We start from the raw sequence: 14,793 nt of genomic DNA on the forward strand, positions 1-14,793 counted from the left end.
ATAATAGTTAAAAAGGAGAGAAAAATATGCTGAAAAAATCATTTTTTGCCCTTATACTGTCTGTATTGTTAATTGGAATAGTAAGCGGATGCACTCAAACCAGCAGTAATGATGAAGAAGGAGAAGGTTCTGGGAAAAAATCCGTGAAAATCGGTTATTTTCCTAACTTAACTCACAGTGCAACGATCATTGCACTTGAAAAAGGCTTTTTCGAAGAAGAGTTCGGTAAAGATGTTAAGATTGAAACCAAAACAGTGGCCAATGGCGGATTATTCATGGAAGCAATGGCCACAAACGCCATTGATGTCGGAACGGTCGGACCTGGTCCATTGCTTAACTTTTACGTAAAAAACCCTGAATACCACCTGATCTCCGGGGCTGTTAATGGAGGTGCCGTACTAGTGGCTAGCGAGGGCAGCAAGGTTACGGATTTAAAAGATTTGGACGGTAAAAAGGTAGCGATTCCCGTCATTGGGAGCACACAGGATGTCATGCTTAGGAAGGCCCTTCAAGATGTTGACTTAAAACCGACTACGAATGGGGGGACAGTCGAGCTGTATGCGTCAGCACCTGCTGACACAACAGCCCTTTTTGTCCAAAAATCTGTCGATGCAGCAGCAACTCAGGAACCATGGGGTTATGTATTGGAAAACCAGGCAAAAGGAAAGTTATTGCTTGACTGGGATCAATTTGCATGGGGGAAAGATTCACCTAACACGGTAGTGGCTGCAAGCCAGAAGTTCTTGGATAAAAAGGGGCTCGCTGCTTCCTATTTGAAAGCGCATGAAAAAGCGGTGAAATTTATTCAAGACAACCCTGAAGAAAGCCAAGAACTGGTTATTAAGCATTTAAAGGAACTGACTGGTAAAGAATTAAGTAAAGAAGAAGTGGCTTCAGCATTTTCACGCCTTGAAGTGACAACTGAAGTTAATGAGCAAGTCATTCAGGAAATGGCAGACATAAGCAAAGAAGCTGGTTATATCCCTAGCAGTGATGTAAAAGGCATGATCGATTTATCAATTCTTGAAGAAGTGTCCAAATAAATTGAAATAAGCAAGCGCCTCAGTCATCCTGGCTTTGGCGCTTTTTTTGTAATCAGGTAAAGGCCGGAATAATTCCTGAAAAGGTCGAAATAATCCCCAATTTAGGTCGGTTTATTCCGTTGTATTGGACCTGGGAATATAATCATACATATAAACTCGGCAGGGAAATGATCGCTGTCATGATAAAGAAATCATGCACATCCTGTTATGGACAGGCTTGATCCAGCGCTTGGATAACTTGATCAACCTCTTCCCAGGAATGGATGGTAGCGCCTGAAGCCAGTGAATGTCCTCCTCCATTGAATTGACGTGCGACTGAATCGATGGGTATATTCCGTGAACGTATCCTGACACGGATTTCAGAAGGATATTCGATGAAGAAAGCCCAGATTTTATTGCTCCTTACACTTGATAGCGTATTAACTAAATTCGAAGCTTCGAGTCGATCTACACCATACATTTTTAAAAGATCCTCCGTAATAATGAAGTAAGCTACCCCTTTATCGGTTACCTTGAAGCTCATGAGAATGTCTTTTTGAAGTCGGGAAGCGTTTTTCGCCTTTACATTAAGGTTGTTGTGGATTCTTTCTGGCTGAATATTATAAGTTCTTAAGTGCGAAACAATTTTTAATGTCCTTGGAGTGGTATTCCCATTCATGAAATTACCTGTATCACTAAGTATTCCTGCATAAAAGGATTTAGCCGCTTCTTTATTCATGATAAATCTTTCTGGAAATTCCAAGAATAAATCAACAAGCATTTCACTGGCAGAGCTATAAGAGGGGTCGACCCAAGAAAGATCACCAAATTGCTCATAATCGGGATGGTGGTCAATTTTGATTAGCATGTCCCCGTGATCAAATCGGGAATCACTGATCCGTGAAATGTTGGCAGTATCACAAACAATCACTAAGGCACCTTTGTATTTGTTTTCGGAAATGACATCCATATCACCAATGAATAGAAGCTTATCCACTTCCTCGCCTACCGCATAGACTTCTTTAGAAGGATAGGAATGCTTCAATAGTTTCTTTAAACCGATTTGTGATCCCAATGCATCCGGGTCCGGATTAACATGGCGATGAATGATAATTGTGTGGTATTTCTTAATCGCTTTGATTATTTCCGCTTTTTTATTGCCCATATCGCCATCTCCTTTTAATCTTTTCTTTTCTGTCGAGCGATAATTGATAGTATGAAAAATTCATATATTGACAGTTATGCATATTCAATCATCACATGCCTCACGAATAAAGGCAATTTCCGATAACTCTGGATTGAGGGATGTATTTTTATATTAAACGGGAAGTATGCTAAAGAGTATTTCAATGGAAGTAATAAAAACACCTGAACAAAATTATTGCAAAATTCAAATAATGGCTCTATACTTAATTTACCAAACCGATGACAGCAAGTTACCTTGCTGCATGGCCGGCTTGTCATAAAACTGTAATCCATAAAAATTGACTTGGTTCACTTGATCTTCCTTTGCAGGAAGACAGTTCGTGGATAAGGGTCAGTGAAACATTCAATGTAATGACATTGTTGGTTTTACTGGCTCTTTTTTGTGTATCCCGACAGTTTGAAAGGGGTGATGATATGAATGGAGCTTTGGAAGGAGTCAGGATTATCGATGTATCCCGTGTTTTGGCGGGGCCGTTTTGTTCAATGATCCTCGGTGATTTGGGTGCCGATGTAATTAAAATCGAGCATCATGAGTCGGGTGATGAAACGAGAGGATGGGGTCCGCCATTCGCCCAAGGAGAAAGCGCTTACTATTTATGTGCCAATCGAAATAAGCAAAGCATGACCTTGAATTTAAAGTCGGAACAAGGGAAAGAGATTTTCCGGAAGTTAGTGGCTTCAGGGGATATAGTGATTCAAAATTTTAAGACGGGTACGTTGGAAAAAATGGGGTTAGGTTATGAAAATTTAAAGGAATACAACCCTAAACTGATCATGGCCTCGATTACGGGATTTGGTTTAACCGGTCCTTATAAAGATTTACCTGGCTATGATTATATCATTCAAGCGATGAGTGGTTTGATGAGCATCACAGGAGAAAAAGATGGAAGCCCCGTGAAGGTCGGGGTGGCCATAGCTGACATATTGACTGGATTGTATACATGCATTGGCATTTTATCCGCTTTGCATCATAGGGATAAATCGGGGGAAGGACAGGAAATTGATATTTCGTTAATGGATTGTCAGGTTTCTTCATTGGTGAATGTCGCCAGCAACTATTTATTCAGTGGCCAGACCCCTGAACGAATGGGAAACCAACACCCCAATATCGTTCCATACCAGACGTTCCGGACAAGTGATGGGGAGCTTGTTGTGGCTGTAGGAAATGATGATCAGTTCAGGAGGTTTTCAGCCGTTATAGGCAGACCTGATTTAGCCGAGCAGGAACAGTTTAAGCATAATGAAAAACGTTTGCTGAACAAGGAAGGATTAATACCGATAATAGAGGATTTGTTGAAAGGAAAGACAAAGAAAGAATGGAAAAGGCTATTTGATGATGCAGGGATACCCAATGGTCCGATTAATGATATCGCAGAGATGTTCGAGGATCCGCAAATCATCGCAAGAGGCATGTTGGTGAACATGGAACATCCCACAATCGAAGAACTTAGAGTGACGGGATCGCCCCTGAACCTTTCAAAAACGCCGGTTACGATGAGAAAGCATCCGCCATTGTATGGTGAGCATACCGGTTCCATTTTATCTGAAATTGGATATAGTCCAGACCAAATAAGCAAATTCAAGGAAAATAAAATTATTTAGGAGGAATTTTAATGATGAATTTCGAATTAACAGAAGAGCAGCAAAGTGTGAAGAAAGTGGTAAGGAAATTTGTGGATAAGGAAATTATCCCATACATTCAAGAGTGGGATAGGCAAGGTCAATTCCAGCCGCATATTTTAAAAAGGTTAGCGGAATTGCAGTTGATGGGCGTTTGTATACCCGAAGAGTATGGTGGAGTCGGAATGGATTATAATACCCTTGCCATCGTTTGTGAAGAGCTGGAGCGAGGCGATACGGCTTACCGAACTGCAGTTTCTGTACATACAGGGTTAAATAGCATGACCTTGCTGCAATGGGGGACGGAAGAACAAAAACAGAAATATTTAGTGCCGCAGGCAAAAGGGATCAAGATTGGCGCTTTTGGGCTGACTGAACCGAATGCAGGGTCTGATGTTGCGGCAATGAAATCAACGGCAAAACGTGTTGGGGACCATTATATCTTGAACGGGTCAAAAACATGGATTTCGCTCTGTGATTATGCGGATCATTTCCTCATTTTCGCCAAGACTGATCATGATGCAGGTTCAAGGGGAATCACTGCTTTTATTGTGGAACGGACTTTCGAGGGAGTGGAGTCGAAAGCCATTAAAGGTAAATTAGGAATTCGTGCAGGGAATACAGGCGAAATCTTTTTAACGGATGTAAAAGTTCCGGTGGAGAATAGGCTTGGTGAAGAAGGTGAGGGCTTTAAAATTTCCATGTCGGCATTGGACAGCGGCCGGTTTACAGTGGCCGCAGGTGCTGTAGGGTTAATAGAAGCAAGCCTGGAAGCAAGCTTGAAATATTGCCATGAACGAAGTACCTTCGGAAAAGAGATTGGCAGGCATCAGCTCGTTCAACAGATGATTGCCAAGATGACCGCAAATTTAGAGATTTCAAGATTGCTGGTCTTTAAGGCGGGTACCTTAAAAAATCAAGGAAAAAGGAATACGAAAGAAACATCACTTGCCAAGTGGATATCATGTAATGCTGCTAACGAGGCGGCCAATGATGCTGTTCAAATTCATGGTGCCTATGGCTACTCCGATGAATATCCAGTCGAACGTTTTCTGCGGAATTCAAAAGCACCGGTCATTTACGAAGGAACCCGTGAGATTCATACTGTAATGCAGGGTGAATATGCACTTGGCTACAGACAAGATAAAGAGCTTCGTAAGCAATTGCCTGCATGGCCCTTCGAGCAAGTTTCCGTACATTAACTATAGATAGAGGAGATCAGATGATGAACACATACCTTATTGCAGGGCATGCAAAGCTTCCACAAGGGATGGCGGCGAGAAATATATATGATTCCATCACGATTACGGTAGAGCTTGACTTTAAATATGGAGTAATAGTCGAGTCTTCCTGTACACTTGCTACAGAACATGGCAGGGAATTCATTCGTCAACTGCTGCGCGGTTATTGCCTGAAAGATGGTATCGAAGAATTGATTGATCGTGTGCAAATGCATTATCGTGGGAAGGCTGGTCAAGCCATTCAAGCAGGGCTGAAGGATGTGTATGCACAGTTCGAATTGGTCTCCGTTAAATAAGCGAAACTTGAAGGATCCTACCTTATGTATGAGGGGAGGGTCCTTTTTTATTGTTTAAGGAAAGGGACATTTGACTGGATTTAACGATCGTGATAATTTTAAAAACACAAAACTCGCCCCTACCTATAGGACGAGTTTGTGTTTTTTTATAGAAATTGGACTTTAAAGTAAAGCTTAATATCCAGTAAAAAAATATTAGTTGTACATTAAAACGGTACCATGAAACTAGAAGCACCTTTTCCGTTTATTGCGAAAGTTATTGCCGCAAAGCCAACTGCAGTGGTTGGACGAACACCGGTTTCTGTTGGAGCGCCTTTGTCTGCTGCAAGTGGACCTTCTCCTGCTAGTACGCCTTTGCGTACGGAAAGTGGACCTCCTCCTGCTAGTGCGCCTTTGCGTACGGAAAGTGGACCTCCTCCTGCTAGTGCGCCTTTGCGTACGGAAAGTGGACCTCCTCCTGCTAGTGCGTCTTTGCGTGCGGAAAGTGGACCTCCTCCTGCTAGTGCAACGTTTAGTGCTTCTGCGGCGGGAAGTTCGCCTATTATTGTTGTTTTTACGTGAAGAACGGCCTTTTGAACATGGGTCATTATGCATGAAATAGCCTAACCCGAAGGAATTGGCTCTATCCACCGCATTTTGTATATTTCGAATGATGTCAGACATATTTATTTATCCTCCTTTCTATACGTTAAACTATGCGCTTGTACGTAATATGCCAGAGATAATAGCACAATTTTTTAAAAAAATTTGTTTTTGGTGACACCCCTCGCTTTTTTTCATAATTTAATATGAAAGTGAAAGGGAAGTGAAGGGTTATATGAATTCTGACAAGAAGCTGCCTGTGTACCAGCTTTTTATTCCACCAGTTAATTTAATGGAACTTCGCAGAGATATATGGTGCAATGATCCTTTACCGGCAAAGTTAGCACTTAACAGAAAAAAATTGGATATTGATATTGTTTACCGTGGCTCACATATCCGCGGTTTTCGCAAAAAATCCTATAATGTAATCTTTTATAAACCTAATACTTATAAGAATGCCAAGGAAGTTCATTTAAATGCCGAATATAAAGATAAATCTTTACTAAGAAATAAATTATCTTTAGACTTTTTTGCGGATATAGGCACCTTATCGCCAAACTCCCAGTTCGTTTTCCTGAATCTGAACGGAAAGGACGAAGGGATATACCTGGAATTGGAATCGGTGGATGAATATTATTTGAAGAAAAGGGGGCTGCCCAAGGGGTCCATTTTCTATGCAGTGGATGGTGATGCCAATTTCTCATTGATGAGCGATTTGGATAAAGGAATCAAAAAATCATTGGAGATGGGCTATCAAAAAAAATGCGGGACAGCAAAGGATGAATTATATTTACAAGAGTTGATCATTCAGATTAATACAATTTCAAGAGTGGATTTTGAAAAGGAAATCGTAAAATATGTCGATGTGGAAAAGTACCTCCGCTGGCTGGCCGGTGTCATATTCACGCAAAACTATGATGGGTTCGTTCATAACTATGCCTTGTATCGAAATGGAGATACTGGACTCTTTGAAATGATTCCATGGGATTATGATGCGACATGGGGCAGGGATGTTAACGGGAAAGAGATGGAAGAGGATTATGTGGGAATTGAGGGATTCAATACATTGACTGCTAGAATCCTTGATGTAAGGGGATTTCGTGTACGATACCAAGAACTTCTTAAGGAGATTTTGAACAATCATTTTAACGTGGCCTATATGAAACCTATCATTCAGGAAATGCATGATCAAATAAGACCTTATGTTTCAAAAGATCCTTATATCAAGGAAAATATTGTGAAATTTGATAATGAGCCCGCATTCATTCTAAAGTTCATTGAGGCCCGTGCAGAGTATATAAATAGCCGGCTGCATAAATTGGATTAATAATTCCTTTCCTTTAGTGATGGAACATTGAAAAATTTAAGAGCAGGAGTGTTGAAAGAAAAGCATTCCTGCTTTTTTCTGTTCGATTCCATTTGCTTTTCTATACTATTACAGCTATGTTTGATAGAAAGATATAATCTAAAGTAATGAAGGATGGGAATGGATTGACTAATCATAGCCGCAAACCGGCATATATATATACGTTTACATGCAGCCCTGACGAACGCTCATTATCTAAAATGGAGATGCGCTCGTTCTTTGGCTTTGAGACTTCAGGAAATATATTGAAAAGTGATATAGCAATTGAACCGAGCAGGAGCCCTTTTATAAAAGGGCGGGTCGACGTCATGTTTGAAGGGGAAAACATATCCGAAATCGTTGAGCAAGTTAAGGATATTCATTTGCCTGATTCGACGTTCAAAGTATTATTCGTGAAAATTAATGATTTGAATAAAGAAGCAAAAATAGATTATGATGGACAGCGTGAAATTGAACGGGAGATTGGCTGGCACATTCAGGGAAATGCCGATGTACGTAATCCTGATCAGGTTTTTGGGATCGTGACCCTTGGTGGACGTTGGTATTTTGGGAAGTATGTCAAACCTGAAGCGGTTTGGTTAAAACACATGAAGAAGCCCCGTGAATATTCAACAGCGCTAAGCACAAGAGTGGCGAGGGCCATTGCCAACATAGCCGTTCCACATCCGGATGGAGTGAAGGCAATTGATCCATGCTGCGGAATTGGAACGGTATTGGTAGAAGCCCTGTCGATGGGGATCGATATTGATGGCCGCGATATCAACCCGCTTGTTACCGACGGTTCCAGGGAGAACATTGCCTATTTCGGACTCGAAGGTGATGTAACTACAGGTCCGATTTCGGAGGTCACCAGTAAATATGATGTAGCGATTATCGATATGCCTTACAATTTATATACACATGCGACGCCGGAAGATCAGCTATCGATCCTTAAACATTCCAGAAGCTTTGCTGACAAGGTCGTCGTCGTAACGATCGACACGATGGATCATATGATTGAAGAAGCAGGATTTGAAATTGCTGATCGCTGTGTGGCCAGGAAAGGCATTTTTTCCAGAGAGGTTGTAGTGTGTGTGTAAGTTTCATCAGCAAGAAAAGGCTGAAATCTTTAATGATTTCAGCCTTTTTTGATGTCATTTAGCTTGATAATGAATTACATTTTCAACGAGTTGCTTCGTGACCTTCCCCTGATATTCTAAATAATCCAAATGGCCGATGATTTCCGACATGACGAGCGGGAATTCTGCTATATACTTTTGTTTGTAAAACTCCTTTGCCAGTTCATTGCCGGTAGAAATTCCGGATTCTATCAAGGCCAGGATTTTTTGTGATTTTCTCTCTATGCTGTTGAGTCTTTTTTCAATCAGATGACCGGGTTGTTCAATGATGTTACCATGACCAGGAAAGAGGAGATTCACCTGAAATGCTAAACATCGTTTTAATGAATCGATATGATCAACAAGAGTCAGCATTCTATTACCGTTTTCATCAGGTTCGATCAAGGCGTTGCTTGATATATGTTCAATCAATAAATCACCGGCAAGAAGCCGTTTCCCTTCTTGGTCAAGGAAAGCAATTTGATCCGGGGCATGCCCGGGAAATTCGATCACTTCAAAATTCAGCCATTGTTTTTCCGTGATTGCGATGATGTCACCATTCAGTTTTTGATCTTTATTATTATCGACCGCGTTGAATAGGTAAGCCACTTGTTTATCTCCAAGTTCACCACAGCCCATCTCAAGATAAAGCTGCTTATAAAATTCAATTCTCATACTTAAGAAGTCAGGGTCCCTTTTTAAACGGGGAATGGATTTAGAATGGGCATAAACGGGAATCGGATGAAGTTCGGTAATCCGGTTGACCAAACCAACATGGTCTCCATGGTGATGGGTTAACAAAATTTCCGTGATATCTCCAACCGTAAATCCATTTTCCTTTAATGTTTGCTGCAGTGCATTCCAGCAGACGTCATCATTCATACCTGCATCGACTAAAGTTAAAGATTCATCCTGTTTAACTAAATAAAAGTTTATACTTTTTAAAGATAAAGCGCTTGGAGCTATAATTGGATAAATTTTAAATGTTGTATTCGTTTTCATGAACGTCCCATATCCTCCTAAATCGAGATAAACTTCATCTGGAAAATTGCGATATTACTAATGACCGAATAGATTTAAAGGGTTATTATTCTATGATTAGTTGAATGAACTGAAACTGTCAAGCGGAAGCTTCCAGGCAATCGAGAAATTTAATAGTAAGATTGATTGGAAATGGATGGTCTATTTATCTAGTTTATTTTAAAATTGAATAAACAAGCCAGTAATTTATCCAATATTCTTATAATTAATTATTGTGTAATGAATACTGAATGTGACGAATGGTGCAAGAATGCGTTCCATGGAACGAAACGGTATAGGAGGTTATGGTTTGAAGCCAAAAATTTATATTACAAGGAAATTGCCAGAACAAATCATCGAAGGTCTTAGCCGGAAATATGATGTCAGGATGTGGGATCAAGAGGATATACCGGTCCCTAGAGAAGTCCTTGAAGAAGAAATGAAAGAAGTCGAGGGGCTGCTTTGCCTATTGACGGAACAAATCGATGAGTCACTGATTGAACAGGCGCCTAATCTGAAAATCATCGCGAATATGGCAGTGGGCCATAATAATATTGATGTTCAAAGTGCAACAAAACGGGGCATCATGGTAACGAACACACCGGGGGTTTTAACGGAAACGACTGCTGATTTAACCTTTGGCTTACTGCTTGCAACGGCAAGAAGGATGATGGAGGCAGAAGATTATTTAAGGAGTGGAAGGTGGGAAACATGGTCGCCGATGCAGCTGACCGGACAAGACGTACACGGCGCAACCCTTGGCATAATCGGATTAGGTAGGATTGGGGAAGCCCTTGCAAAAAGAGCTAAGGGATTTGATATGAACTTGGTTTATTTTAATCGAAGCCGTAAATATGAACAGGAAAAAGAATTAGGAATCGAATATCAGCCCCTTGAAAAATTGCTCCAAATATCGGATTTCGTTTGTGTCATGCTGCCGCTCACTCCGGAAACCACTTATATGATTGGCAAGGAACAGCTGGAATTAATGAAAGGGACGGCTGTGCTCATAAATACCGCAAGAGGCGGGATTATCGATGAAAAAGCGTTGTACCAGGCGCTGGAAAATCGAGAGATTTGGGCGGCTGGTTTGGATGTATTCGAAGAAGAGCCCGTCCCTGTGGACCACCCGCTGCTAACATTGCCCAATGTGGTTACTTTACCGCATATCGGGAGTGCAAGTATTGCCACAAGATTGAAAATGGCAACTCTTGCTGTACAAAACTTGATGGAGGGATTATCTGGTGATACTCCCAGAAATTTAGTATTGTTGAATAAATCAAAATGACCATATAAGGGGGTTCGGAATGGAAAACAACTGGCACGTTTTTTTGAGGGTTTGTAAAATTTGAACGTTGACTCCAGGCACTCACTTTTCGCGGGCGGTCGCCCCCGGCGCTCATTGCACCTGTGGGGTCTCCCTTGGACACGCTTTTCCCGCAGAAGTCTCGAACACCCGCTCCAATCAACTTTGTTTTAAAATATAGATAGAAACCCTCCTTTTGACAAAAGGGTATTCGGAATAGTCTCATCCCGAACAATGATTATAAAGCAAGAATAGATTATCCTTCATGTTTTTTTACTATAATCCTTATTGGATTGAAGAAATTTGCGACACTCCTGCCGAATAACTGGCTAGCCGAGACCCCACAGGAGCTTGCTTTGATGAGGCTTGGCAGACAGTCGGAGAAAAGGGAGCGGATTTCTGAAATCACCTGCAACCTTTTTTAATAAAAAAATGCAGGCAAACTCGCTTTCTTCGAATTTGTCTACAGTCTGAAATGACCCTGAAATGGGGTCATTTTTTATGGGGAATTGTTTGGAACTTTAATAGTTTTTCTTTGGTTAGAAGTATCTTCAAATATATTTCCTGATTTAAGATTTGTCCTTTTTAGAAGATTTCTGAGTTTTGAAGCATTACTTAATTGAGTGCTGGAGGGAAGAACCAATTCAAGGGAAGCATACTTATCGTAAATTGTTCGGATCTTTTGTAAAATAAAGAAAGTCGAGTTTTATTTAGGAAAAACAATTAGTTGAAAGGGATAGGGGTAATAATGATTGAAATGAAGGAATCGATATCATCAGGCAACGAAATGACTAAATCCAAAAGGCTATTGATGGCTCTTATGCTGGGATCTTTTGCAGCGATTGGACCACTGTCACTTGATATGTATTTACCGGGACTCCCTACACTGGCAGAGGATCTGAAAAGCAGTACATCTTTAGCCCAGCTGAGCTTGACTGCCTGCTTGTTAGGATTGGCTTTAGGCCAAATTTATTTAGGGCCACTAAGTGATGCAAAAGGAAGGCGGACACCGTTAATCATATCTTTATCCATTTATTGCATTTCATCTCTATTATGCGCTTTTGCTCCAACCATTGAATTGCTTTTATTATTACGTTTTATCCAAGGTATTGCGGGAGCGGGAGGCATTGTCATTTCAAGGGCCATAGTTCGTGACCTTTTTTCAGGAACGGATTTGACCAAGTTCTTCTCCATGTTAATGTTGGTGAATGGGGCGGCACCGATATTGGCTCCGGTTTTTGGTGGTCAACTTTTGCAGTTTACTTCTTGGCGGGGAGTTTTCGTTGTCATTTCAGTATTAAGTATCATTATGGTTGCGGCTGCATTTTTTGGGATAAAGGAAACTTTATCGTCTAATCTCAGGAGTGCCGGTGGGGTAAATGATACTATCAGGACATTTGGGAACTTATTGAAGGATCGTGTGTTTATGGGCTATGCTTTTTCACAAGGGTTCATAAGTGCCGCTATGTTCGCTTATATTTCCGGATCGCCTTTTGTTCTTCAGAACATTTATGGGGTTTCCCCACAGACCTTCAGCCTGATCTTTGCAATTAACGGAATTGGGATCATCATCGCTTCACAAGTTGCCGGGAAGCTGGCAGGGAAGGTTAAAGAAGAAAAACTGCTTCAAATGGGATTATTTCTAGCTTTGTTTGGGGGAATATTTCTTCTTGCCTCAGTCCTTCTCGAAATTGGGTTGGCAGGAATCTTGGTCGCTTTATTCCTCTCCGTCTCCAGCGTCGGTATTGTCGGTACAACGAGTTTTTCTTTAGCGATGCAAAATCAGAAAAAAACTGCAGGCAGTGCTTCGGCTTTAATTGGCTTGCTTCCCTTTATATTGGGATCACTAATGGCTCCCCTGGTGGGATTAGGTTCAGGTGAGTCACCCCTGCCGATGGGAATTGTGATGGTAAGTTGTCATGTCATCGCCATGTTCGCTTATTTACTCCTTGCCCGTCGTGGGTTAAGGCGAGTGGCTTAATAAGGAAAAGCTGAAATCCTAATGTGGATTTCAGCTTTTTCCTTTAAGGGGGTAAGTATGAATTATAATAGTGATTCTGCTCCATCGATATAAACTTCCGTGCCCGTAACATGGGAAGACATGTCTGATGCTAGAAACAATACGAGATCACCAGCTTGTTCGGTAGTCCCCGCTTTCTTCGCCAGGGGCTGTGAGCCTTGCGGATATTCAATGGGAATCCTGATTTTTTTCAAGTTTTCATCTTCCGGGAATGTGTTATCGTGAATGTTCGTATCGATGGAGCCGGGACAAATGGTATTTACCCTGATTTTATATCTTGCCAATTCGAGTGCAGCCATTTTTCCGAAAGCGACTTGACCAGCTTTGGATGAACTATAAGCGGAAAAACCAAAATTCTTGAAATATCGATTTCCATTGATGGAGCTGTTGATTACGATGCTGCCACCCGTTTCCTTCATGTAGGGAATGGCGTATTTGATGGTGAGAAAGGTGCCTTTGAGGTTGATGGTATGTGTCTGATCCCAATCTTCTGGTTTTATATCTTCTATGGGGGCAATCACTCCGTTGATGCCTGCGTTTGCAAATACAAAATCAATTTTCCCAAAATGTTCATATGCCAACTTGTAGGCATTTTCAACTTGCTCAGCCTTGGAAACATCGGTTTTAATGATTAAAGCCTCTTGACCAAGGTTTTCCACTTCTTCCTTCACTTTTTCGGCATTTTCGACTGTTCGGTCAAAAAAGATGATGTTCGCGCCGTTTTCAGCTAATTTCAGTGCCGCGCCCCGGCCAATTCCCGAGCCTCCACCTGTAATGATGGCAACTTTGTTTTTCATTAATTCTGTCATAAACTTCACACGCTCCTTTTAAGTCTTCTTTTCCCATTTAGGGAGTATGTAGAAACATCATGGCAGTGGTAATATAAAAAATTATAAACGAATATTGCCTAAAAAATCCAATTTAAACAGTTGCGAGTGTTCATTATACTTTGTTTTTCAGTGAAATGTCTGTATATTGAGGACATAATTAAGTTCGCTTGAAAGGGGATAGGATGTTGATAAGATTAGGAGTAATAGGTACAAATTGGATCACGGAACGATTTTTGGAGGCTGTAAAGCATGTAGAGGATTTAGCATTAACCGCCGTGTATTCACGTACAGAAGAGAAAGCAAAAGAATTTGCCAATAAATACGAAGTACATACGACTTTTACGAATTTAGAAGCAATGGCCGCCAGCGATGAAATCGACGCTGTATATATAGCTAGCCCTAACTCACATCATTGTAGGCAAGCAGTTTTGTTTTTACAAAATAAAAAACATGTATTATGTGAAAAACCAATGGCCTCAAATGCGGCAGAAGTAATGGAAATGGTTGAGGCAGCAAAACAAAATGATGTGCTATTGATGGAAGCGATGAAATCGACCATCATGCCGAACTTCGAAAGTATAAAGGGGAATCTGGATAAAATCGGGAAGATACGACGTTTTTCGGGAAGCTTTTGTCAATATTCATCACGATACGATTCGTATAAACAAGGCACTGTGCTGAATGCATTCAATCCTGAATTCTCCAGTGGCTCTTTAATGGATCTAGGTATTTACGTCCTCTATCCACTTGTAGTTCTGTTCGGTAAACCAAATAAGGTGCAGGCATCAGGAACGATGCTTGAATCAGGAGTTGATGGGCAGGGGACGATTCTGCTTTCCTATGATGAAATGGAGGCAGTCGTCACGTTTTCCAAGATTACTGAATCCAATTTGCCATCGGAAATTCAAGGTGAACTTGGAAACATCATCATTCAGAAAATTTCAGGACCGCAAGCGGTGGATATTCAGTATCGGGATGGAACCACTGAAAATATTTCAGTTAATCAGGATATGCCTACCATGTATTATGAAGCGAAAGAATTTGTTGATTTGATACAGCAGGGGAAAATGGAGTCCGATATAAATTCATATTCAAATTCACTGTTGACTATGGAAATCATGGATGAGGCAAGAAAGCAAATCGGCATCGTCTTTCCGGCAGACCGATTATAATTGGTCATGGCCAAG

Annotated in this window: 13 protein-coding genes; 9 read left to right on the plus strand and 4 right to left on the minus strand. The window is 41.1% G+C overall.

Translation table 11 applies throughout. The annotated features are described in order from the left end of the window. The first annotated feature begins 26 nt into the window (after nucleotides 1–26). The gene (locus NYE63_RS07145; protein WP_342604618.1) at nucleotides 27–1,043 is read left to right on the plus strand and encodes an aliphatic sulfonate ABC transporter substrate-binding protein; all 1,017 of its coding nucleotides are present in this window, start codon (nucleotides 27–29) and stop codon (nucleotides 1,041–1,043) included. Nucleotides 1,044–1,248: 205 nt separating this feature from the next. On the opposite strand, the gene NYE63_RS07150 is transcribed toward NYE63_RS07145, so the two are convergent. Then, on the minus strand, nucleotides 1,249–2,187 hold the full coding sequence (locus NYE63_RS07150; protein WP_342604619.1) for a bifunctional oligoribonuclease/PAP phosphatase NrnA: 939 nt from the start codon (nucleotides 2,185–2,187) through the stop codon (nucleotides 1,249–1,251). A 455-nt stretch (nucleotides 2,188–2,642) separates the two neighbouring features. Between NYE63_RS07150 and NYE63_RS07155 the strand changes: the two genes are divergently transcribed. Genes NYE63_RS07155 through NYE63_RS07165 form a run of 3 tightly spaced genes read left to right on the plus strand, consistent with a single transcriptional unit; the run spans nucleotide 2,643 to nucleotide 5,385 of the window. After that, a complete protein-coding gene (locus tag NYE63_RS07155; RefSeq protein ID WP_342604620.1) occupies nucleotides 2,643–3,830 on the plus strand; it encodes a CoA transferase in 1,188 nt (395 codons plus the stop codon). Nucleotides 3,831–3,844: 14 nt separating this feature from the next. Continuing rightward, complete coding sequence (locus NYE63_RS07160; protein WP_054400504.1) at nucleotides 3,845–5,050, plus strand: acyl-CoA dehydrogenase family protein; 1,206 nt, start codon at nucleotides 3,845–3,847, stop codon at nucleotides 5,048–5,050. Between the two features lie 23 nt (nucleotides 5,051–5,073). Continuing rightward, nucleotides 5,074–5,385, plus strand: a complete 312-nt coding sequence (locus NYE63_RS07165) for a DUF3870 domain-containing protein (protein WP_342604621.1) — start codon at nucleotides 5,074–5,076, stop codon at nucleotides 5,383–5,385. A 206-nt stretch (nucleotides 5,386–5,591) separates the two neighbouring features. Here NYE63_RS07165 and NYE63_RS07170 read toward each other — a convergent pair whose 3' ends face one another. Next, nucleotides 5,592–5,972: a hypothetical protein gene (locus NYE63_RS07170; protein ID WP_342604622.1), complete on the minus strand. Its 381-nt coding sequence runs from the start codon at nucleotides 5,970–5,972 to the stop codon at nucleotides 5,592–5,594. Nucleotides 5,973–6,202: 230 nt separating this feature from the next. On the opposite strand from NYE63_RS07170, the gene NYE63_RS07175 reads away from it, so the two are divergent. Beyond that, on the plus strand, nucleotides 6,203–7,294 hold the full coding sequence (locus tag NYE63_RS07175) for a CotH kinase family protein (RefSeq protein ID WP_342604623.1): 1,092 nt from the start codon (nucleotides 6,203–6,205) through the stop codon (nucleotides 7,292–7,294). Nucleotides 7,295–7,458: 164 nt separating this feature from the next. Then, entirely contained in the window at nucleotides 7,459–8,412 is a 954-nt protein-coding gene (locus NYE63_RS07180) for an RNA methyltransferase (RefSeq protein ID WP_342604624.1), read from the plus strand. A 54-nt stretch (nucleotides 8,413–8,466) separates the two neighbouring features. On the opposite strand, the gene NYE63_RS07185 is transcribed toward NYE63_RS07180, so the two are convergent. Next, nucleotides 8,467–9,432 carry an MBL fold metallo-hydrolase gene (locus NYE63_RS07185; protein WP_342604625.1) on the minus strand — a complete coding sequence of 322 codons (966 nt, stop codon included), beginning with the start codon at nucleotides 9,430–9,432 and terminating at the stop codon, nucleotides 8,467–8,469. A 328-nt stretch (nucleotides 9,433–9,760) separates the two neighbouring features. On the opposite strand from NYE63_RS07185, the gene NYE63_RS07190 reads away from it, so the two are divergent. Both NYE63_RS07190 and NYE63_RS07195 read left to right on the plus strand, forming a co-directional pair. Next, nucleotides 9,761–10,738, plus strand: a complete 978-nt coding sequence (locus NYE63_RS07190) for a D-glycerate dehydrogenase (protein WP_342604626.1) — start codon at nucleotides 9,761–9,763, stop codon at nucleotides 10,736–10,738. Between the two features lie 775 nt (nucleotides 10,739–11,513). Next, nucleotides 11,514–12,737 (plus strand): multidrug effflux MFS transporter, encoded by a 1,224-nt coding sequence (locus tag NYE63_RS07195; RefSeq protein ID WP_342605699.1) that lies wholly within the window; start codon nucleotides 11,514–11,516, stop codon nucleotides 12,735–12,737. Nucleotides 12,738–12,799: 62 nt separating this feature from the next. On the opposite strand, the gene NYE63_RS07200 is transcribed toward NYE63_RS07195, so the two are convergent. Then, entirely contained in the window at nucleotides 12,800–13,585 is a 786-nt protein-coding gene (locus NYE63_RS07200) for an SDR family NAD(P)-dependent oxidoreductase (protein WP_342604627.1), read from the minus strand. A 206-nt stretch (nucleotides 13,586–13,791) separates the two neighbouring features. Here NYE63_RS07200 and NYE63_RS07205 point away from each other — a divergent pair, with 206 nt between their 5' ends. Next, nucleotides 13,792–14,778 (plus strand): Gfo/Idh/MocA family oxidoreductase, encoded by a 987-nt coding sequence (locus tag NYE63_RS07205; protein ID WP_342604628.1) that lies wholly within the window; start codon nucleotides 13,792–13,794, stop codon nucleotides 14,776–14,778. Nucleotides 14,779–14,793: the final 15 nt, after the last annotated feature.

The organism is Peribacillus sp. FSL E2-0159 (assembly GCF_038643155.1).
In the GTDB taxonomy this organism is placed as follows: domain Bacteria; phylum Bacillota; class Bacilli; order Bacillales; family DSM-1321; genus Peribacillus; species Peribacillus simplex.